Source organism: Streptosporangium heterodermiicola, assembly GCF_051390675.1.
Classification (GTDB): Bacteria; Actinomycetota; Actinomycetes; order Streptosporangiales; family Streptosporangiaceae; genus Streptosporangium.
Genome location: NZ_JBPJSR010000015.1, coordinates 1 through 19,500 on the forward strand (window position 1 = coordinate 1; position 19,500 = coordinate 19,500).

Genomic DNA, 19,500 nt, shown 5'->3' on the forward strand with positions numbered 1-19,500 from the left:
GAAGGGGTGGGGCCGGAGGCGGCCTCCGGGCCCCACGGGATCAGACGACGTGCACCTCGGGCACGTACAGGATCCACTTGCCGCCCGCCTCGCGGAACGCGCGCTCCTTGGCCATGATCTCCTCGGCGTGGTTCCAGGCGAACAGCAGCGCGTAGTCGGGGTACGGCTCGGCGAACGCCGACGGCTCGCGGACCGGGATGTGCGACCCCGGGGTGAGCCTGCCCTGCTTGGCGACGGTGGTGTCACAGATGAACGGGACCAGGTCCGGGCCGATGCCGCAGTAGTTGGTCACCGTGGCGCTCTTCGCGGTCGCCCCGTAGCCCACGACCCGCTTGCCGTCGTCGCGCAGCTCGCGCAGCAGGGCGGTGAGGTCGTCGCGGATCTTCTCGACGCTGCTCGCGAAGCCCGTCAGCGTGGGCATCGCCGCGAGGTTGCGCTTGTTCTCGTCCGCCAGCAGCTCGGCCACCGCCTCCGTCGGCGTCCTGGCGCCGGTGTGGGCCAGCGTGTAGCGGACCTCGCCGCCGTGCACCGGGAGCCTCTCGACGTCGACGAGCTCCAGGTCGAAGCGGGTCGCCATGGCCTGGACCGCCCGGACGGTGAAGAAGTAGAAGTGCTCGTCGTAGATCTGGTCGAAGGAGGTGCGCTCGACGATCTCGGAGAAGTACGGGTCCTCGAACACGAAGACCCCGGTCGGGGCGAGCAGCGCGGTCACCCCGCGCAGGATGGACTCCATGTAGGGGATGTGGCAGAGGGTGTTGGCGGCGTAGATGACGTCCGCCCGCCCGTCGGTGGCGAGGATGTCCCTCGCGGTCTCCTCCTCGAAGAAGGACTTGCGGACCCGGATGCCCTTGGCGTGCGCCATCTCCGCGACCCCGCCGGACGGCTCCACGCCCAGGTGCCGCACCCCGGCGTCGGCGATCGCCTTCAGCATCACCCCGTCGTTGCAGCCGAGCTCGACCACGAACGGGTCGGCGCCGGTCAGCTCGGTGGCGAGCAGCCTGCGGGCCAGCTTCTCGAAGTGCGCGCGCATCACCGCCGAGCCCGACGACACGTAGGGGTAGTCCTCGTGGAACATGCGGTCGCGGGGGATCTCCTCCATGAGTTGCACCATCGTGCACGACTCGCATATCCCGACGGCGAGCCGCACGAAGAATTCGTCCGCGAAATCGCCGGGGTGGACGAACGCGTCGGAGAGCGGCTGGCGTCCGAAGTCGAAGAATTCGGCAAGGGGACCGGCACAGACACGGCACCGCGACATGGCAGACATACTTGGCTCCTCGATTCTGGGTGGCGCGGGGATTCTGGATGGCATGGGGGAATCAGTGGTAAATCGTGTCGAGTACTGTTATGAGCACGCGAAAGAAAAGGCGGGACGAGCGTTTCCCGGCGCACGCGCGTGTGTCCGGCGGGCACTTCTTCCGCTTTTCATGGTCATATCGTTATCCGCCGGGCCCGCTCGCGGATCGCGTCGACGAGCCCGGCCTGGGCGAGGGCCGGTCTCGTGTGCTCGGCCTGGCCGCCACCCTCCCTGACGGACCGCGCGAAGGACTCCAGGATGTTGACGAACTGGCGGTCGGCGGCGAGCGTCCGCTCCTCGACCCGGTCCTGCCGCTCGATCCGCACGACGGGGCGCATCGAGTCGGGCGGGGTGTAGGCGCGGTCCAGGATGATCGACCCCTCCGAGCCCCACAGCGCGTACGAGCTGCGGTAGGAGTGCTCGAACCCGAAGCGGATCTGCGCGGTGACGCCCCCGGCCGAGCAGAGCAGCGCGCTCCCGTCGACGTCCACCCCGGTGGCGGCGTCGTAGCGCAGGAACGCGCCGCAGACCTCGATGTCGCCGCCGAGGAGGAGCTGCGCGGCGCGGATCGGGTAGACGCCGACCTCGAACAGGGCGCCGCCGCCGAGGTGGGGCTGGTAGCGGAAGTCGCCGGGGTCGCGCGGCGGGATGCCGAAGTCTCCGGAGAAGGACCGCAGCCGCCCGATCGCCCCGCCGTCGAGCAGCCGGCGTACCTCCTCGTGCTGCGAGTGGTGCGGGAAGACCAGGTTCTCGACGAGGAGCAGACCGCGCTCCTCGGCCAGGGTGAGCAGTCCCTCCGCCTCCGCGCGGCTGGTGGCGAGGGGTTTCTCGGCCAGCACGTGCTTGCCCGCCCGCAGCGCGCGGCCGACCCACTCGGCGCGCAGCCCGGTGGGCAGCGGGATGTAGACCGCCTCCACGTCGGGGCGCTCCAGGAGGGCGGCGTACCCGGTGACCGCGTCGCAGCCGAAGCGGCGGGCGAAGGTCTCGGCCTTGGCCGGGTCGCGGCTGGCGACCGCGACCGGCAGCACGGCCGGGGCGGCGGTCATCGCGGGGAGCGTGCGCCGCCAGGCGATGTCCGCGCACGAGAGCACGCCCATGCGCAGCGGTGAGGTCGTCAACGCTCCCCTCCCCAGAGTCCCTGCAGGCAGGCGACGAGCGTGCGGGCCTGGACGTTGAGGTAGTAGCTGTGCCGCAGCAGCCCGGACAGCTGGCCGACGGTGACCCAGGTGTAGTCCTCGGGCACCTCGACCGGGAAGTCCTCGCCGGCCTCGACCACCAGGTATCTGATGACCGCGCCCATGAAACGCCCGCCCTCCTCCGACAGCAGCGCCTCGAAGCGGATCCGGGACGGGTCGGCGTTCAGCACGTAGTCCATGAAGCGCGGGCGGCGGCCGGCGGGCACCCCCTCGTAGCTCTCGGGCGCGCACTGCAGGGTGGCGGCGAGCTCCACCATGTCCGGCAGGCCGCCCTCCATCCGGGCGTGGACCAGCACGTGCAGCACGCCGTGGATCCGCTTGACGACGAACGCGACCACGCCCTGGCCCACCGGCACGAACAGGGGCTGGCTCCACGAGCCGACCTCCCTGCCCGCCCCGCTCACCGCGACCGCGGCGACCGTGAAGTACTTGCCCTCCTCGTGGGCGATCTCGTCGCGGGACCGCTTCCAGCGGGTGACCTGCTCCAGGTTCACGCACCAGCGGTCGACCAGCTTGGTGCTCCTGGCCGCGGTGAACCAGCTCAGCAGGCCGGAGGTGGTGTGCAGGGCGGCCCCACCGCTCACCACCGAGCGGCGCAGCGCCCCGCGGAAGCCGCCGTCGTCGTGGTCGTCGTCGCAGTCGAGGATCGTGCCGTCGAACGGGACGCACGCCAGCACGGTCCTGGAGTCCATGTTGACGAGGTTGTCGGCGCGCAGCAGCTCCTGCAGCTGGCCGACGGTGAGCCAGCAGAAGCCGTCGCGGACCTCGACGTCCTCGGTCACCTCGACGACCATGTTGCGGTTGCGCTTGCACCAGAACCAGGCCCCGTGCTCGGACTGGAGCACGTCGACGAGCACGCCGCCGGGCCGGGGCCGGGTGAAGTACTCCAGGTAGGGGACGCCCGCGCCGTGGTGGACGCCGACGTAATTGCTGTGCGTGGCCTGCACCGTGGGCGACAGCTGCACGGAGTTGACGTTCCCCGGCTCCATCTTGGCCTGCATGAGGAAGTGGACGACGCCGTCGATCTCCTTGGCGAGGATGCCGAGGATGCCGATCTCGGACTGGTTGATGATCGGCTGCGACCAGCCCGCCGCCGGGTCCGAACGGGTGCTGACCCGCAGCCCCTCCACCGAGAAGAACCGCCCGCTGCGGTGGACCAGGTTGCCGCTGCCGGGCGCGAAGCTCCAGCCGTCCAGGTCGGCGAAGGGGATCCGGGTGACCTCTGCGCGCTCCGTGCGGTGGCGTTCGGCGAACCACTCCCTGAACTCGGCGAGCGGGAGGACGGCGCTGTCCCTGGCCATCGCCGATTTCGTCAGGCGGGCTCTGAATTCGTTATTCTCCCGGCGCAGAGAATGTGATATCTGGGGGAGGCTGGTCATATTCCGACCCTCCGGTCTTTGGATCGCACGGCCTTCGCCGGAGAGTAATTATATAAATCTCGTTAGTCCATTGCATTCGTTCTTCACGGGCAGTCCCGTGGGGCCGGGAATCGCTTGACCGCCGGGTTTCCTGAAAATAGCGTTTGTCCCGCTGGCGAGACGGAACGGGGCCGGACGACCCCTCGTCCGAGGGAGGGTGGAGGCTCGATGAGTTCTTCTGTGAACGGCGACGCGGACGTCGTGGTCGGCAGGATCGAACCGTGCCGCGTCGTCGAGCTTCCGGAGATCGTCGACGCCCGGGGCAGCCTGTGCGTGGTCGAGTCCGGCAAGGAGATCGACTTCGACGTCAAGCGGGCCTACTACATGTTCGGCATGCCGCCCGGCACCCGGCGCGGCGGGCACGGCCACCGCCGCCTGCGGCAGCTGATCATAGCGGTGCACGGCCGGTTCGAGGTCAAGGTGGACGACGGTTTCAGCACGCGCACGTTCGTGCTCGACCACCCCCGGCTGGGGCTCTACATGACCCCGATGGTCTGGCGGGACATGGTCGACTTCACCCCGGGGACGGTCGGCCTGTGGCTGGTCTCCGAGCCCTACGACGAGTCCGACTACTACCGCGACTACGACGAGTTCCTGCGCGACGCGCGGAGCGGGGCGTGAAGGTCCCCTTCCTGGACCTGCGGGCCCCGTACGAGGAGCTGCGGGCCGACCTGGACGCGGCGGTCCAGCGGGTGCTGAGCTCGGGCTGGTATCTCATGGGCCCCGAGCTGGAGGCGTTCGAGGCGGAGTTCGCCGCCTACTGCGGCAACACGCACTGCGTGGCGGTGGGCAGCGGCTGCGACGCGCTGGAGCTGTCGCTGCGCGCCATGGGCGTCGGTCCCGGTGACGAGGTGATCGTCGCGTCGCACACGTTCATCGCGAGCTGGGTGGCGGTCTCCAGGACCGGCGCGCGGCCGGTCCCGGTCGAGCCGGACGAGCACAGCACCCTCGACCCGGCGCGGATCGAGGAGGCCGTCACCCCCCGCACCAAGGTGATCATGCCGGTGCACCTGTACGGCCACCCCGCCGACCTGGGCGCCATCGAGGAGATCGCGGCCAGGCACGGCCTGCGCGTCCTGGAGGACGCGGCACAGGCCCACGGTGCCCGCGAGCACGGCCGGCGGGTGGGTTCCGGCTCCACCGCCGCGTTCAGCTTCTACCCCGGCAAGAACCTCGGCGCCCTCGGCGACGGCGGCGCCGTCGTGACGGGGGACGCGGAGCTGGCGGCGCGGGTGCGGCTGCTGCGCAACGTCGGCGCCCGCGAGAAGTACCGGCACGAGGTCGTGGCGGCCAACTCCAGGCTCGACGAGATGCAGGCCGCCACGCTGCGGGTCAAGCTGGCGCGGCTGGACGAGTGGAACGACCGCCGCCGGGCCGTGGCCGCGCGCTACCTGGACGAGCTGAAGGGCGCGGGCGACCTGGTGCTGCCCGCGCCGGCCCCGTGGGCCGAGCCGGTCTGGCACCTGTTCGTGGTACGCACCGCGCGCCGGCAGGAGCTCCAGGAGCGGCTCGCCGCCGCCGGGATCGCCACGCTCGTCCACTACCCGATCGCGGTGCACCTCTCCCCCGCCTACGCCGGCGACGGGTACGCGCCCGGATCGCTGCCGCTGGCCGAGCGGCTCGCCGACGAGGTGCTGAGCCTGCCGATGGGCCCCCACCTCGACGCCCGCGCGGTGGACGCGGTCGTCGCCGCGACCCGCGAGGCGTGCGCCTGACACCCCGTCCCGGCCGGTCCGGCGACCGGCGGCTCTGACGGCTCCATCGGCTTCAACGGCTTCAACGGCCGGAAAACGACGGCTCCGACGGTGACGGCCGACCTCGCCGGGCTCCGCCGGACGGGTCGGCGGGAAGAACCTGACCGGACCGTACGGCCCACGGCGCGCTTGAGAGACGGGCGGAGAGGGCCTGATCGGCCGGGCGGCACCCCGGCCGATCAGGCCCCGGCCCATGAGGACGTGAGGACCGTGAGACCTCAGGCCGTCCAGACCTCAGGCCATCAGACCTCAGGCCGTCAGGCCGTCAGGCCGTCAGGCCGAGCCGCTGTCGGGCTGTTCCAGCCACCAGGGGTTGGCCCGCGCCCAGGCGATCGTCCTGGCCAGGCCGTCCCGCAGGGCGGTGGTGCTGTGCCACCCGAGCACCTCGCGCGCCTTGGAGGTGTCGGGGACGCGGCGCGACAGGTCCTGGTAGGCGGCGCCGAAGCCGTCGCGCGGGTCGACCGGGACCGCCCTGTCGCCGCCCGCCAGCTCCACGACGAGCTCGATGACGTCGCGGACGGGCGTCTCGACGGAGCTGCCGATGTTGAAGCACTCCCCCAGCGCCGGGGCGGCGGTGCCCGCCTCGATCGTGGCGGCGATCGCGTCGTCGACGAAGGTGAAGCAGCGCGTCTGCCCGCCGTCGTCGTACTGGACCGGCGGCAGGCCGCGCAGGGCGCGGTGGACGCTGCGGCTGACCACGAAGCCCGGCCGCTGGCGGGGACCGTAGACGTTGAAGTACCGCACGATGGTGGCGTCGAGCCCGCGCTGGCGCATGTAGGCGAACGTCAGGTGCTCGGCCAGCGCCTTGCTGGAGGAGTAGCTCCACCTGTCGGTGGCGGTGCTGCCGAGGACGCGGTCGTCGTCCTCGGCCCACGGGACGTCCGGGTTCTTGCCGAAGACCTCGCTGGTGCTGGCCAGCACCACCCGGGCACCGGCCTTCTCGGCGAGTTCCAGGACGTTCTTCGTGCCCGACAGGTTGATGTCGATGACGTCGAGCGGCCGGTCGATGTAGCGGTCGACCCCGACCACGGCGGCGAGGTGGTACACGGTGTCGACGTCGCCGGTGATCGCGCCGGCGAGCGCGTCGGCGTCCCTGATGTCGCCGCCGACGTGCCGCCGGGGGGAGGCGCCGTTCAGGTCGGGCGGGGGCGGCCCTCCGTCGAAGACCGTCACCTCGTCCCCGCGCCTGACGAGGGCCTCGGTGAGATGGCTGCCGAGGAAACCGAAACCGCCGGTGACGACCACGTTCGCCATGACCCCTACCTCCCGATCCCGCGGTAGGCGAACCCGGTCTCGCGCAGCAGGTCTATGGTCTCGCGCGGGTAGTAGGCGCGGCCGTCGACGACCGCGCACGAGGGGGCGACCCGCTCGCGGAGCTCGGTGAAGTCGACGTCCTGGAACTCCCGGTGCCAGGCGAGGATCGCCAGGCAGTCGGCGCCGCGCACCGCCTCCTCCAGCGAGGGGGCCTGCGGCAGCCCGAAGAGCTTCTCCGCCTCGTCGCCGTCGACCAGCGGGTCGTACAGGGTGACCTCGGCGCCCGCCTTGCGCAGCTCCTCCACGACCGGTCTGACCGGTGTCTCGCGCAGGTCGCCGGTGTTGTTCTTGAAGGCGAGCCCGAGGACGGCCACCTTCGCGCCCACCGGCGATCTGCCGAGCTTGGCCAGCTCCTCCACGATGAGGTCGCTGGTGTATCCAGGCATGGAGTCGTTGACCTCGCGGGCGGCCGGGATGGTGAGCAGGTCGATGCCGCGATCCTGGGCGGCGCGCCAGACCATCCAGGGGTCCTTGGTGAGGCAGGAGCCGCCCACCCCCACGCTCGGCAGCAGGATGTTGACGTTGCCGTTGCCCTTGGGGATCGAGTTGGCCGCGGAGATGATGTCGAGGACGTCGACCTCCAGCGCAGCGCAGAGCCGGGCGAGCTCGTTGGCCAGGGCGATGTTGTGGTCGATCCACCAGTTGTCGGCGAGCTTGACCATCTCGGCCGCCTCCAGGGAGGCCACCGGGATCACCTCGACCCCGACGGCCCGGCGCCAGAACTCCACCGCGGCCTGCGTGCTGTCGGCGCACCACCCGCCGACGATGATGGGAAAGCTGCGCAGCTCGCGCAGCGCGGTCCCCTCGGAGAGGCGTTCGGGGCAGAAGACGACGCCGAAGTCCTCGCCGCAGACCAGGCCGCCGCGCTGGAGCAGCGGGAGGGCCAGCGCGCGCGTCACCCCCGGCGGGACCGTGCTCTTGAAGACCAGGAGCTGGCCCGGCCTGATGTGCCTGCCCAGCTCCTCGCAGGCGCCGCGCAGCTGGCTTTCCTTCATCACCCCGCGCTCGCCGGTGGGCGTGCCGACCGCGACGATGACGACGTCCGCCTCGGAGACGCTCTCGTAGTTCGTGGTGACGCGCAGCCGGTCGGTGCCCGCGTGGCGGGCCACGAGCTCGGGCAGCCCCGTCTCGCTGAACCGGCAGTGCCCGGCGTTCAGCTCGTCGACGAGTACGGGGTCGGTGTCCACCCCGATCACGTTCACGCCGCGGTCGGCCAGGACGGCCGCGACGCACGACCCGACGTACCCCAGGCCGAGGACCGCGGCCGTGATGTTCTCCCGCTCGGGCAGGAAACGCATGTCATCTCCAAAGGTCTGGCGTTACCGGGTGAGGACACGACGCAGGCGCCAGACGCCGAGGGCGAACAGGACGGCGGCGTAGCAGCTCAGGATGCCGAACTGGGGCAGGATGTCGACGATGGTGCCGTCGTGCCTGACCAGTTCGGCGAAGGCCTCGTAGGCCCACGCGTGCGGCGTCAGATGGGCGATGGTCCGCATCGTGCCGCTGAACGACTCCAGGGCGACCATGGAGCCGCCGAGCGCGGCGAGCCCCAGCCCGAGGACCATCGCGACGGAGATCGCCGCCCCGGGAGTCTTGAACGCCGCCCCGAGCAGCATCGCGGCCCCGCTCCCGACCAGGGAGAAGACCAGGACGAGGGCGCCCGCGGCGAACGGGTCGCCCCAGTCGACCCCGAAGATCAGGGCCGAGCCGAACATGATCAGCAGGGCCTGGGCGAGCGCGATGACCAGACGGCCGAGGGCCTCGCCCACGACGATGGAGCGCGCCGAGATCGGGGTCGCGTACATCCGGCGCGCCACCCCGAGCAGCCGCGTCTCGATGAGCCCGATCGCGGCGGTGAGCGAGGTGAGGAAGGTGAACAGCAGCAGCAGGGGCGGGGCCGAGGCGCCGAAGGGGTTGAACCCCTCGGGGAAGATGCTCTCGCCCGCGGTGGTGACGCGCACCCGGACCGTCGCGACGCTCGCCTGCCCGGCCCTGCCCAGGGCCTCGTCGAAGCTTCCCGCCCCCTCCTGCTGACCGAAGCGGGCGGCGCGCAGCAGTCCGGCCTGCTGGGGGACGACGGAGCGGATCCAGGTGCCGATCTCGGCCGCGCCGGGGTCCTCCTGGCGGGTCAGGTAGCGCACCTCGGCCTCGCCTCCCGCGCGCACCCGGGTGTCGTAGTCGGCGGGGACGACCACACCGGCCCGCACCGTGCCGCGTTCCACCCCGGTCCGCAGCGCGGACTCGTCGGCGACCCGCTCGACCGCGATGCGCTTGCCCGAGCCCAGCGCCTGGACCAGCTGCTCCGACAGCGGTCCTGAGCCGCTCACCACGCCCACCGTCAGCTGCTGGTTGCCGCCGAACATCTGCCCGAGCACGAAGACCATCAGGAACGGCGAGACGACCACGAAGAAGATGTTGGTGCGGTCGCTGAAGACCCGGCGGAGGTTGACCATTGCTATGGCGAGGGCCTTCACGCGTGCACCATCCTTCCGACGCGGGCCAGGGCGAGCGCGCCGCCCAGCACGGCGAAGCCGAGCAGGGCCGCGACCGGGACGGCCACGGCCTGCGGCGACCCGCCGCCGGCCAGGTCGGCCAGGCCCTGCATGAACCACTTGTGCGGGGTGAGGTAGCCGAGCGCGGTGAGCCCGCCGAGCTGCGCGCTGGGGAAGAACACCCCGCCGAAGATGCCCAGCACCATCGCCACCACCGACTGCCAGTTCGACGCCTGCTCCGCGGTACGGGCGAACGTGGCCAGCGCGGTCATCAGCCCGGTGGCGGCGAGCACCGCCGCGACCACCAGCGCGGCCACGCCGAGCGGGTCGCCCCAGCGGGCGCCGATCACGAGCGTGCTGACCACGATGAGGATGGCCATGCTCACGATGCCCACCAGGACGCCGCTGAGCAGCTTGCCCAGCACGATCGCGGGCCGGGAGATCGGCGCGGCCAGCATCCGGGTCAGCGTGCCGGCCCTGCGCTCGTCGAAGATGCTGCTGATGCTGAAGACCACGGCGAAGAACAGGAAGAACATGGCCATGCCGGCCGAGTAGTAGGTCGTGATGTCCAGCTGCCGCCGCACCGCGGAGGCGTCCTCGCGCAGCGAGATCGGCATCGGGAGCGAGCCCGCCCGCTCGGCCAGCTGAGCGGCCCGCTCGCCGTCGGGCGCCGTCCCCGCCGGGGAGGCCGCGACCACGGCCAGCTGGACCGAGCGCAGCCCGGCGGCGTACGACTGCCCGACCTCGCGGGCGACCTGGACCGCGACCGGGGCCGCGACGCTGCCGATGATCTCCAGGGTGGCGGGGCGTCCGGCGCGCGCGTCGGCGGAGAAGTTCGCGGGGATGACGAAGACCGCCTCCACCTGGCCACTCTGCGCCAGCGCCCGGCCCTCCTCGGCGGTGGCCACCGGCCGCAGGGTCACGACGCCCGACTCGCGCATGGGCTCCAGGACCTGGCCGACGAAGCCTGCGTTGCCCGCCCCGCTGTCGGCGTCGGCCACGGCGTACCGGGCCTTGAACTCGCCCCCGGCGCCGCCCAGGACGGCGTTGAGGATGAAGGCCATGCCGAGCGGCAGCACGATCGCGAAGACGATCAGGGTGCTGTCCTTCGCCCGCTGCCGCAGGTCCTTCACGAGGATGGTGATCATTCCGCGCACCGCGGGCCTCCGTTCCCCTCAGTCACGAGGCTTCCCTCAGTCACGGAGCGCCTTGCCGGTGAGGTGCAGGAAGACCGCTTCCAGGTCGGGTTCGCGCACCTCCGCCGAGCGGATCGCCGCGCCCGAGCCCGCCACGACCTCGAAGAGTCTCGGCAGCACCGCCCTGGCCCCGTCCACGAGCAGGTCGACCCCGGACCCCTCGCCGCTCACCTGACGCACCTGCGGCAGCTCGGCGAGCGCGTGCCGCGCGCGTTCCAGGTCCCCGTCCACCTGAAGGAGCACCTGGTCGTTCTCGCCCACCAGGTCCACCAGCTCGCGGCGGGTGCCCTCGGCCTTCATCTGGCCCAGGTCGACGATGCCGACCCGGTCGCAGAGGCGCTCGGCCTCCTCCATGTAGTGGGTGGTGTAGAGCACGGCCACCCCGTCGGCGGCGAGGCGCCGCACGCTCTCCAGGATGGAGTTGCGGCTCTGCGGGTCGACGCCGGCCGTGGGCTCGTCCAGGATCAGCAGGCGCGGCCGGTTCAGCAGCCCCACCCCGATGTTCAGGCGGCGGGCCATGCCCCCGGAGTAGCTCGACACCGCCTCGTCGGCGCGGTCCGCCAGCCCGATCGTCTCCAGCACCTCGCCCACCTTGCTCTTGCCCTGTCGTCCCCGCAGACCGTAGAGCTGCGCGAAGAACCACAGATTCTGACGTGCCGTGAGGTCCTGGTAGAGCGCGAGCTCCTGGGGTACGTAGCCGATCAGCGCCTTGGTCCTCGTGTTCCGCGCGTCGTGCGGCTGCCCGTCGATGACGACGGTGCCCTCGTCGCGCTCGACGACCCCGACAATCATGGAAATCGTCGTGCTCTTTCCGGCGCCATTCGGCCCGAGCAGGCCGTAGACTTCGCCTTCGGCGATGGAAAAACCGATGCCGTCGACCGCGACTATCTGGCCATAACGTTTACGGAGTCCTTCGCACACCAGAATGATGTCGCTCATACGGACAGATTCAACACGTCCCCTTCTCCCCGCACAAGATAATCGGAGAAGGACCGCGACGGCCTTGCGCTCCGTCCCCGAATAGTCTGCGGTGTTTGCCGCCGCGCGGGAAGCCCGCTCTCGGGACTCTTGAGGACTCTTGGAAAAAGCCCGCGAGACGCGTTCGCCCGGGGCGGCCCCGGTCACCCGTCGGGTGCGAGGGGACCGCGAACGCGGGGGAAGACACCGGGCCTCCCCCCGCGAACGCGGAGGAATCAGCAGGTGCTGCTGCTGATCGTGCTGCTGGGCAGCTCGGCGTACTCGGGGGCTACGTCGATCTCCTGCAGCTCGAGAATGTTGGACAGATCCATTAAGACACCTCCTTCGCGGGCTCGAACATCAGACCTGCCGTGTGGCGGTCCGGGCCGGCCGGAATTTTTTCCCCTGTGGTGCACCGTCGTCCTCGCCGGTTTCGGAAGGTGAACCGCTCGCATTCCACGAATTTCACGGAGTCTGCACCGTGACACCTCTACCGAAAAACGATGACGAAACGAAAGCGCCATCGAAGCGTCAATCCCGGCCGCTCCGCTGACGAAACATAGTTATGGATCCCCGGAATGCGCAACGGCCTGTCCTAAAACGGCCATCCGGCCGGTGTTTCCATAAGTCGGAAACGACGACGGGTCCGAGACTTTAGCCGTGACATTATGTTTTTCATGCACCACGCCGAGCCGAATGTGAGCGGAGACCGGATAATCACGCTCCAGGAACTGCGCGAAGTGTTTCACCGGATGGCGGAGAGCCGGTTCCGTGAGGTCCTCACGGTGCTCTCCGAGGACCCGCTGGGCCGGTTCCTGTCCGAGCGCGCGGGCGAGCTCCGCGCCGACGAGAACCGCTCGGTGTCCGTCGTACGCGCCGGCGAGGGCCGCTCGACGTCTCCCGTACGCACCGAACCCCTCGTACGCGCCGACGAGAACCGCGCGGCGCACCTCGTACGCGCCGAGGCGGGCGGCGAGGAGCAGGGTTCCCTCGCGGACGGCTCCCGGATCCGGACGCTGGCCTCGGCGCCGCTCTCCGCGCTGATCACCGACCGGCGGACGGCGCTGCTGAGCCTGCGGATCCCGCAGGGCGAGGCGGCGGGCCCGATCGTCCTGGTGACGCGGCCCGGCCACGTCTCCACCCTGCTGTCCGTCTTCGACCACCTGTGGGACACCGCGTCCGTGACGCCTTCCCCGGAGGGAGCCTCGCCGGGGGGCATGTCCCGCAGCCGGGCCGTGCTCGATCTCCTGGCGGAGGGGCTGACCGACAACGCCGTCGCGGCCCGGCTCGGCATCGCGGAACGAACCGTCAGGCGCGAGGTCAACGGGCTGATGCAGTCGGCGGGCGCGACCAGCAGGTTCCAGCTGGCACTACGGGCCCAGGAGCTCGGCTGGCTGCGTCGTCCCGCCGGCGAGACAACGCCGGACGCCGGGCCGGAAGGCGGGCCTGTTTCCGGCCGCCTACCGCTTTCCCGTGACCGTGGATAACAACGTTGACTATCCAGGAACCCCAAACCTAATGTCCAACCGTCAGCGAGATCCGACGGTTCGATCACACGGGATCATTGCGCCCCGGGACCATCGCCGCCGAGAGAATTCAAGGTGACAGAATCGTGCTCATTCCCCATGTCGAGACTCAGCGGACGACGCTCGCGATCGCGGACCTGTCGGACGGGGTCGCCCTCTACGAGCTCCTCCTCGGCCTGGGACTGCACAGCATGCCTCCGCTCAAGGTCTTCGTTGAGCAGATGAAAAAGCAGGATATTTCCGCGCTTTTTGCGATCAAGCTGCGGCACAGCGGAGAGACCGTGGGGTTCGGGACCCTGCACGAGATGGACCCCGCCGGGCACATCCAGGTCGGCATATTCACCGACACGGACAAGGCGCGATACGGTCTCGGCGGCGAGGCGATGATGCTTCTCGTCAATTACGCGTTCGCCACCTGGGAGAACGTGCGGAAGGTTTATTTCGTCACCACGGACGCCAGCATCGACCGGCTCGGCTGGGTCGGGGGCCTCATTCCCAAGGAGGCGACCCTTCCCGAGCACATGTTCTTCCGTGGATGCCTGTGGGACGTGCATTTCTACGCCATCTACCGGCAGATGTGGGAGAAACAGGGCGCCGACGTCCTCAACCGGCTGGTCGAGGGGCCGGACGCCGACCGGCCGAGGGGCCTGCGCGCGCTCGTCCGCCACCTCAGGAAACTCGTCACGAGGCCCAAGGAGTACGCGCGTTGACGGACACCCCGCCCGACCGCAGGCCCCCCGAGTTCGGCGGCGAGCGGCTGCTCGTGATCGGCACCGGCGCCATCGCCGCGATGTACCTGCCGTTCTGGCTCAACTGGCTGACCACGGCGTACAGGACCCTTGAGGTGCAGGTCGTCCTCACCTCCAGCGCGGCACGTTTCGTCAGCGCGCAGGCGTTGAGCGTGCTCGTCCGCCGGGAGGTCGTGATGGACCGCTGGCCCGAGGAGAACCGGCCGGACGCGCTGCACGTGCGGCTGACCGAGTGGAGCGACAGCGTCGTCGTCTACCCGGCGTGCGTGAACTTCATCTCCAGGCTCGCCCTCGGGCTGGCCGACACCCCCGCGCTGCTCACCCTGCAGTGCACCTCGGCCCCCATCGCGGTCGCCCCCTCGCTGCCGCCGGGCGCGATGGACAACCCGACCCTGCAGCGGCACCTCGCGACCCTCGCCGAACGGCGCAACGTCGTGGTCTCGCCGGTGCGGGCGGTGACGAGCCTGACCACCGGACGCCGCGACGCGGCGGGGGCGCCGCCGCTCTCGACGCTGATCGGCATGCTGGAGGAACTGCGCGGCTCCCTGTCCGGCGAGGGTGCACGGATGACCGAGGGCGTACGGACCGCCGAGGGCGTACGGACCGCCGAGGGTTCGCGGACCGCCGAGGCCGAGGCGGTCTGAGCCGGAACGGCACGAGCACCGGGACCGGGACGGCACCGCACGGCAGCAGCGGGCACGCGATAGGGAGCACCACGCATGCAGGACATGATGCAGATCTACACTCTGGCCGACCCGCTCTTCTTCGAGGAGCCCACGCGCTGGTCGGGAGGGGTCGGCTTCATCGGCGACGCCGGGCTCGCCGTGTCGCGCGAGGCCGTCCCCGAGGGCTGGGTGCGCAAGGAGCGCGGGGTCTGGGTCTCGCTGCGACCGGCCGGTCAGGCCACCGCCGAACAGGGCTGGAAGGTCCACCTCTCGGCGACGCTGGACAACGCCGACCGGCTCTGCTCGGCCGCCTGGGACTACTGCGTCGGGCGCGGCATCCCGTTCAAGCACCTGCGCGACCGCAACATGCTGCTCGTCTTCAACGCCAAGTACTCACCTCGCGGCTCCAGCGGGAAGCTGGTCACCATCTATCCGCGCGACGAGGAGGAGCTGCGGGCGGTGCTGACGGACCTCTCGGCCGAGCTTGAGGGCGAGCCGGGCCCGTACATCCTCAGCGACCTGCGCTGGGGCGCGGGGCCGCTGTTCGTCCGCTACGGCGGCTTCATCGAGATGACGTGCGTGGACGAGCACGGCGAGACCGTCTTCGCGATCCGCCACCCGGACGGCACCCTGCTGCCCGACCGGCGCAGGCCGGTCTTCGACCCGCCGAAGTGGGTGGAGCTGCCGGAGTTCCTCCGTCCGCACCTGGACTCCCGCCGCGACGGCGCGGGCGCCGAGCTCCCCTACCTCGTACGGAGGGCCCTGCACTTCTCCAACGCGGGGGGCGTCTACCTGGCCACCCGGCGTACCGACGGCCGGGAGGTCGTGCTCAAGGAGGCCCGCCCGCACACGGCGGTGGACGCCAACCACCAGGACGCGATCACCAGGATGGCCCGCGAGAGCTGGGCGCTCACCGCGCTGCGGGGCATCCCGGGGATTCCCGAGCTGTACGACGAGCTGGACGTGGCCGGTCACCGCTTCCTGGTCGAGGAGTACATGGACGGGCAGCCGCTGAACGTCTGGTGCGGGACCGCCCACCCCTGGGTGACCAGGGCGGAGCCGACCGAGGAGGAGATCGCGTCCTACACCCGCAGGGCGGTGCGCGTCGCCGACCGGATCGAGGCGCTGATCGGCGCCGTGCACGAGCGCGGGGTGGTGTTCGGCGACCTCCACCTGGGCAACGTCATCGTCAGGCCGGACGAGTCGGTGGCGCTGGTCGACTTCGAGCTCGCGTTCGACGCCACGGACGCCGACTGGCGGCCGGGACTGTCCGCGACGGGGTTCGGCAGCCGGAACAAGAGCGGGACCGACCGCGACCTGCACGCCCTGGCCGCGGTGCGACTGGCCATGTTCCTGCCGTACAGCAAGATCACCGCACTGCAGCCGGACAAGGTCCACGGGTTCGTCCGGATGATGTGCGACGGCTTCCCTGTCCCTCAGGACTGGGCCGGGACGATCCTGTCCCACCTGGCTCCCGGCTCCTCGGTCTCCACGGCCTCGCCCGCTGGAACGCGGCGGCCGGACGAGGACCCCGTCGGCCTGGACGAGCCGGTCGTGGACTGGGGGGCGGTGCGCGCGTCCCTGGCGAAGGGGATCCTCGGCTCCGCGACCCCCGAGCGGGAGGACCGCCTCTTCCCCGGCGACGTGCACCAGTTCCTGTCCGGCGGCCTCGGCTTCGCCCACGGCGCGGCCGGGGTGCTGTGGGCGCTGGACGTGACCGGCCACGGCCGCCACCCGGAGCACGAGCGCTGGCTGATCGACGCCGTAGGGCGTACCGTCCCGCGCCGCCCGGGTTTCTACGACGGTACGGCCGGCCTCGTTTACGTCCTCGACCACCTGGGGTACCGGGACGAGGCGGCCGAACTGCTCGACCGGCACCCGGTGCCGGATCGCGCGAACATCTCGATGTTCTCCGGGTTCGCGGGCATCGGGGCTGCGCTGGCCCACCTGTCGGGCGAGCGGGGCCTGGCACCGGGCGGGCGCGACCACCTTGCGGGCGAGCGGGACCGCGCGCCGGGCGGGCGCGACCACCTGACGGCGGCGCTCGCCATCGCCGACCGTCTGGCGGACGCCGTACGGCGCGGCGATCCCGGCACGGCCCGCGGCCCCGGCCTGCCCGCGCCCACCCGCCCGGTGGAGCCCGGCCTGATGCGCGGCTGGTGCGGGGTGGCCCTGTTCCTCATCCGGATGTTCGAACGGACCGGCGACCCCGGCCACCTCGACCACGCCGCGCTCGCCGTGGGACTCGACCTCGACCGGTGCGTGACGACCGCCGACGGCGGCCTCGTGGCCGAGGAGGCGGGCGTGCGCACGATGCCCTACCTCGACGTCGGCAGCGCGGGCATCGCCCTGGTCGCCGACGAGTTCCTCGCCCACCGCGAGGACGACAGGCTCCGCACGAGCCTGCCCGGCCTGCTGCGCGCCTGCCGGACGCGCGTCGCGCTGCAGTCCGACCTCTTCCGCGGCACGGCCGGCCAGGTGGCCGTACTCTCCCGGCTCGCGGACGGGTCGGCGGACGGGTCGGCGAACGGGTCGGCGGACGCGCCCGGGAACGACACCGGGGAGAACGCCCACCCCGGCGGCTCCCCGGGCAGCCCTCCGGACGGCTCCCGGAGCGGCCCCGAGGGCGAGGCGCTGGACCGCCGGCTGCGGGACCTGTGCCGGCACGCCGTCTCCTTCCGGGGGCACCTCGCCTTCCCCGGTACCAACGGCTTCCGGCTCTCCATGGACCTGGCGACGGGCGGGGCGGGCGTCCTGCTCGCCATGTCGCAGGCGGCCGGGACCGGCACCCCCTTCCTGCCGTTCTTCTCGTCCCGCGGGGAGCGGTGAGGTGGACGACGGCGCGGCGGTGTCCGTCAGGGGACTGCGCAAGGAGTACGGGCGGATCGAGGCCGTGAAGGGCGTCGACTTCGACGTGGCGCCCGGCGAGGTGTTCGGCCTGCTGGGCCCCAACGGGGCGGGCAAGAGCACCACGATCAACATGCTGTGCACGCTGGTCCGGCCCAGCGGCGGCAGCGCGACCGTCGGCGGGCACGACATCGTGCGGCGGCGCGACGAGGTGCGGCGCGACATCGGGCTGGTCTTCCAGGAACCGACCGTCGACGGATACCTCACCGGCGCGCAGAACCTGAGCTTCCACGCCGAGCTGTACGGCCTGCCCAAGAACGCCATCGCGGACCGGATGAGGCGGGTCCTGGACATCGTCGGCCTGTGGAAGCGCCGCGACGACCGCGTGCACACCTACTCCGGCGGCATGCGGCGGCGGCTGGAGATCGCGCGGGGCCTGCTGCACTCCCCCCGCGTGCTGTTCCTGGACGAGCCCACGGTAGGGCTCGACCCGCAGACCAGGGTGGCCATCTGGGGCTACATCGCCGAGCTGCGCGAGCTGGAGAAGATCACGGTCTTCATGACGACGCACTACCTGGAGGAGGCCGAGTACTGCGACCGCATCGCGATCATCGATCACGGTTCCGTCGTGGCGCTGGACACCCCCGAGGCGCTGAAGGCCACGGTGGGCAGGGACCGGATCCGCATCCACACCGACGACGACGAGGCCGCCGCGGCGGCGCTGCGGGAACGCTTCCAGGTGGAGGTCACGGCACGCGACGGCGGGCTCGCCTTCTCCGTGCCCAGCGGCGAGGAGTTCGTGCCGCGCCTGTTCTCCGGGCTCGGCGTGCCCATCAGGTCCGTGCAGATGACCAGGCCCTCCCTGGACGACGTCTTCCTCTCCTACACCGGCTCGACCATCCGCGACGCGGAGGACGGCGCGAACGGCACGAGCGACGACGCCCCCGGAGACCTCGAAGCCTCAGGGGAGGCCGGAGAGGCCGTGAAGGACACGACCCGCGAGAACGGCGAGAGCGGCGGCACGAGCGGTGAGAACGGCACGAGCCACGACGCCCCCGACGAGATCCGCGATGACATCCGTGACGGCACTCACAGTGGCACCCGTAACGGCCGCGACGGCACCCACGGCGACACCCACACCGAGGAGGTGACGGTCCGTGGCCGCGATTGAGACGCCCCCCGCCCGTGTCCCGCTGCGCGGCCTCGCCCACAACCTGCGCGCGGTGCGGGTGGTGCTCAGCAGGGAGATGATCCGCTTCGCCACCGACGGCAGGCGGGTCACGGCCATGCTCTTCCAGGCCTTCATGTGGATCTTCATCATCGGCACCGGGTTCGGAGCCCTGATGCCGGGGGTCCCCGACGGCGTCGACCTGAAGACCTTCATGTTCCCCGGCGTCATCTCGATGACGGTGATCCTGACCGCGATGTTCTCCGCCTCCTCGATCGTCTGGGACCGCGAGTTCGGCTTCCTGCGGGAGATGCTGGTCGCGCCGGTGAGCCGTACCGCGATCGTGTTCGGCAAGGTCCTCGGCGGCGCGCTGGTCGCGACGCTCCAGAGCCTGGTGATCGTGGCCATGGCCGGGCTGGTCGGGGTCCCCTACGACCCGGTCCTCATCGCCGGGCTCGTCGGCGTGATGTTCCTGACCGGCTTCACCATGTCGGCCTTCGGGGTGCTGGTCGCCGCGCGGATGACCAGCATGGAGTCGTTCCAGGGGATCGCGCAGATGGCGATCATGCCTCTGATGTACCTGTCGGGGGCGCTGTTCCCGCTCACCAACCTGCCCGGGTGGATGCACACCCTGACGCTGCTCAACCCCCTGACGTACGCGGTCGACCCGACGCGCCAGGTCGTCTTCGCCCACCTGTCCGTCCCGCCCGAGGTGATGGCCGTGTACGGCCCCGGGGTGTCCTGGTCGGGGTGGACCGTCCCGGTGGCGCTGGAGCTGCTGCTGGTCGGCGCGGCGGGCCTGGTCATGCTCGCCCTCGCCGTCGCCCGCTTCAACCGGAACGACTGACAACCGGAACAGGAACGGGAACGGCAGAGAGGCAGAACGGCCGAGAGGCGGACGGCGGCCACCACCCGCCTCCG

At 71.1% G+C, this 19,500-nt stretch carries 17 protein-coding genes; 8 read left to right on the forward strand and 9 right to left on the reverse strand.

Translation table 11 applies throughout. The features are described from left to right. Positions 1-40: 40 nt before the first annotated feature. The 3 genes from ACSC1Q_RS28660 to ACSC1Q_RS28670 all read right to left on the reverse strand — a co-directional run bounded on the left by ACSC1Q_RS28660 (position 41) and on the right by ACSC1Q_RS28670 (position 3,794). On the reverse strand, positions 41-1,267 hold the full coding sequence (locus ACSC1Q_RS28660) for a methyltransferase domain-containing protein (RefSeq protein WP_436761795.1): 1,227 nt from the start codon (positions 1,265-1,267) through the stop codon (positions 41-43). Positions 1,268-1,431: 164 nt separating this feature from the next. Then, positions 1,432-2,415, reverse strand: a complete 984-nt coding sequence (locus ACSC1Q_RS28665; protein ID WP_436761796.1) for a Gfo/Idh/MocA family protein — start codon at positions 2,413-2,415, stop codon at positions 1,432-1,434. Further along, positions 2,412-3,794 carry an NDP-hexose 2,3-dehydratase family protein gene (locus tag ACSC1Q_RS28670; RefSeq protein WP_436761797.1) on the reverse strand — a complete coding sequence of 461 codons (1,383 nt, stop codon included), beginning with the start codon at positions 3,792-3,794 and terminating at the stop codon, positions 2,412-2,414. The genes ACSC1Q_RS28665 and ACSC1Q_RS28670 overlap by 4 nt, the downstream gene beginning before the upstream one ends. A 285-nt stretch (positions 3,795-4,079) precedes the next feature. Between ACSC1Q_RS28670 and ACSC1Q_RS28675 the strand changes: the two genes are divergently transcribed. Both ACSC1Q_RS28675 and ACSC1Q_RS28680 read left to right on the forward strand, forming a co-directional pair. Further along, positions 4,080-4,532 carry a sugar 3,4-ketoisomerase gene (locus tag ACSC1Q_RS28675; protein WP_436761798.1) on the forward strand — a complete coding sequence of 151 codons (453 nt, stop codon included), beginning with the start codon at positions 4,080-4,082 and terminating at the stop codon, positions 4,530-4,532. Beyond that, positions 4,529-5,626 (forward strand): DegT/DnrJ/EryC1/StrS family aminotransferase, encoded by a 1,098-nt coding sequence (locus ACSC1Q_RS28680; RefSeq protein WP_436761799.1) that lies wholly within the window; start codon positions 4,529-4,531, stop codon positions 5,624-5,626. Before ACSC1Q_RS28675 ends, ACSC1Q_RS28680 begins: the two co-directional genes overlap by 4 nt. A 312-nt stretch (positions 5,627-5,938) precedes the next feature. Here the strand turns inward: ACSC1Q_RS28680 and ACSC1Q_RS28685 are convergent, their stop codons facing one another. From ACSC1Q_RS28685 to ACSC1Q_RS28710, 6 genes are all read right to left on the reverse strand, one after another. Further along, positions 5,939-6,919 (reverse strand): NAD-dependent epimerase/dehydratase family protein, encoded by a 981-nt coding sequence (locus ACSC1Q_RS28685; protein WP_436761800.1) that lies wholly within the window; start codon positions 6,917-6,919, stop codon positions 5,939-5,941. Between the two features lie 5 nt (positions 6,920-6,924). After that, positions 6,925-8,277, reverse strand: coding sequence for a nucleotide sugar dehydrogenase (locus ACSC1Q_RS28690; RefSeq protein WP_436761801.1), 1,353 nt, complete (start codon positions 8,275-8,277; stop codon positions 6,925-6,927). A 21-nt stretch (positions 8,278-8,298) separates the two neighbouring features. After that, positions 8,299-9,453 carry an ABC transporter permease gene (locus ACSC1Q_RS28695; RefSeq protein WP_436761802.1) on the reverse strand — a complete coding sequence of 385 codons (1,155 nt, stop codon included), beginning with the start codon at positions 9,451-9,453 and terminating at the stop codon, positions 8,299-8,301. Beyond that, positions 9,450-10,619, reverse strand: coding sequence for an ABC transporter permease (locus ACSC1Q_RS28700; RefSeq protein WP_436761803.1), 1,170 nt, complete (start codon positions 10,617-10,619; stop codon positions 9,450-9,452). Before ACSC1Q_RS28700 ends, ACSC1Q_RS28695 begins: the two co-directional genes overlap by 4 nt. Positions 10,620-10,664: 45 nt before the next feature. Continuing rightward, positions 10,665-11,606, reverse strand: coding sequence for an ABC transporter ATP-binding protein (locus ACSC1Q_RS28705; RefSeq protein WP_436761804.1), 942 nt, complete (start codon positions 11,604-11,606; stop codon positions 10,665-10,667). 254 nt (positions 11,607-11,860) lie between these two features. Further along, positions 11,861-11,956, reverse strand: a complete 96-nt coding sequence (locus tag ACSC1Q_RS28710; RefSeq protein WP_350974439.1) for a class III lanthipeptide — start codon at positions 11,954-11,956, stop codon at positions 11,861-11,863. A gap of 345 nt (positions 11,957-12,301) precedes the next feature. Between ACSC1Q_RS28710 and ACSC1Q_RS28715 the strand changes: the two genes are divergently transcribed. The 6 genes from ACSC1Q_RS28715 (at position 12,302) to ACSC1Q_RS28740 (ending at position 19,426) form a co-directional block, all read left to right on the forward strand. Continuing rightward, positions 12,302-13,111, forward strand: a complete 810-nt coding sequence (locus ACSC1Q_RS28715) for a helix-turn-helix transcriptional regulator (protein ID WP_436761805.1) — start codon at positions 12,302-12,304, stop codon at positions 13,109-13,111. A 125-nt stretch (positions 13,112-13,236) separates the two neighbouring features. Continuing rightward, a complete protein-coding gene (locus ACSC1Q_RS28720; RefSeq protein WP_436761806.1) occupies positions 13,237-13,860 on the forward strand; it encodes a GNAT family N-acetyltransferase in 624 nt (207 codons plus the stop codon). Next, on the forward strand, positions 13,857-14,543 hold the full coding sequence (locus ACSC1Q_RS28725; protein WP_436761807.1) for a flavoprotein: 687 nt from the start codon (positions 13,857-13,859) through the stop codon (positions 14,541-14,543). The genes ACSC1Q_RS28720 and ACSC1Q_RS28725 overlap by 4 nt, the downstream gene beginning before the upstream one ends. Positions 14,544-14,618: 75 nt before the next feature. Continuing rightward, positions 14,619-17,393 carry a class III lanthionine synthetase LanKC gene (lanKC, locus tag ACSC1Q_RS28730; RefSeq protein WP_436761808.1) on the forward strand — a complete coding sequence of 925 codons (2,775 nt, stop codon included), beginning with the start codon at positions 14,619-14,621 and terminating at the stop codon, positions 17,391-17,393. 1 nt (position 17,394) lies between these two features. Then, a complete protein-coding gene (locus ACSC1Q_RS28735) occupies positions 17,395-18,582 on the forward strand; it encodes an ATP-binding cassette domain-containing protein (protein WP_436761809.1) in 1,188 nt (395 codons plus the stop codon). Beyond that, positions 18,569-19,426 carry an ABC transporter permease gene (locus ACSC1Q_RS28740; RefSeq protein WP_436761810.1) on the forward strand — a complete coding sequence of 286 codons (858 nt, stop codon included), beginning with the start codon at positions 18,569-18,571 and terminating at the stop codon, positions 19,424-19,426. Before ACSC1Q_RS28735 ends, ACSC1Q_RS28740 begins: the two co-directional genes overlap by 14 nt. Positions 19,427-19,500 lie beyond the last annotated feature (74 nt).

What these genes read in the sequence shown, in the direction of transcription:
- ACSC1Q_RS28660 (WP_436761795.1), bottom strand. Translation starts at nt 1,267, where the DNA reads ATGTCTGCCATGTCGCGGTGCCGTGTCTGTGCCGGTCCCCTTGCCGAA.
- ACSC1Q_RS28670 (WP_436761797.1), bottom strand. Translation starts at nt 3,794, where the DNA reads ATGGCCAGGGACAGCGCCGTCCTCCCGCTCGCCGAGTTCAGGGAGTGG.
- ACSC1Q_RS28675 (WP_436761798.1), top strand. Translation starts at nt 4,080, where the DNA reads ATGAGTTCTTCTGTGAACGGCGACGCGGACGTCGTGGTCGGCAGGATC.
- ACSC1Q_RS28685 (WP_436761800.1), bottom strand. Translation starts at nt 6,919, where the DNA reads ATGGCGAACGTGGTCGTCACCGGCGGTTTCGGTTTCCTCGGCAGCCAT.
- ACSC1Q_RS28690 (WP_436761801.1), bottom strand. Translation starts at nt 8,277, where the DNA reads ATGCGTTTCCTGCCCGAGCGGGAGAACATCACGGCCGCGGTCCTCGGC.
- ACSC1Q_RS28700 (WP_436761803.1), bottom strand. Translation starts at nt 10,619, where the DNA reads ATGATCACCATCCTCGTGAAGGACCTGCGGCAGCGGGCGAAGGACAGC.
- ACSC1Q_RS28705 (WP_436761804.1), bottom strand. Translation starts at nt 11,606, where the DNA reads ATGAGCGACATCATTCTGGTGTGCGAAGGACTCCGTAAACGTTATGGC.
- ACSC1Q_RS28710 (WP_350974439.1), bottom strand. Translation starts at nt 11,956, where the DNA reads ATGGATCTGTCCAACATTCTCGAGCTGCAGGAGATCGACGTAGCCCCC.
- ACSC1Q_RS28715 (WP_436761805.1), top strand. Translation starts at nt 12,302, where the DNA reads ATGCACCACGCCGAGCCGAATGTGAGCGGAGACCGGATAATCACGCTC.
- lanKC (WP_436761808.1), top strand. Translation starts at nt 14,619, where the DNA reads ATGCAGGACATGATGCAGATCTACACTCTGGCCGACCCGCTCTTCTTC.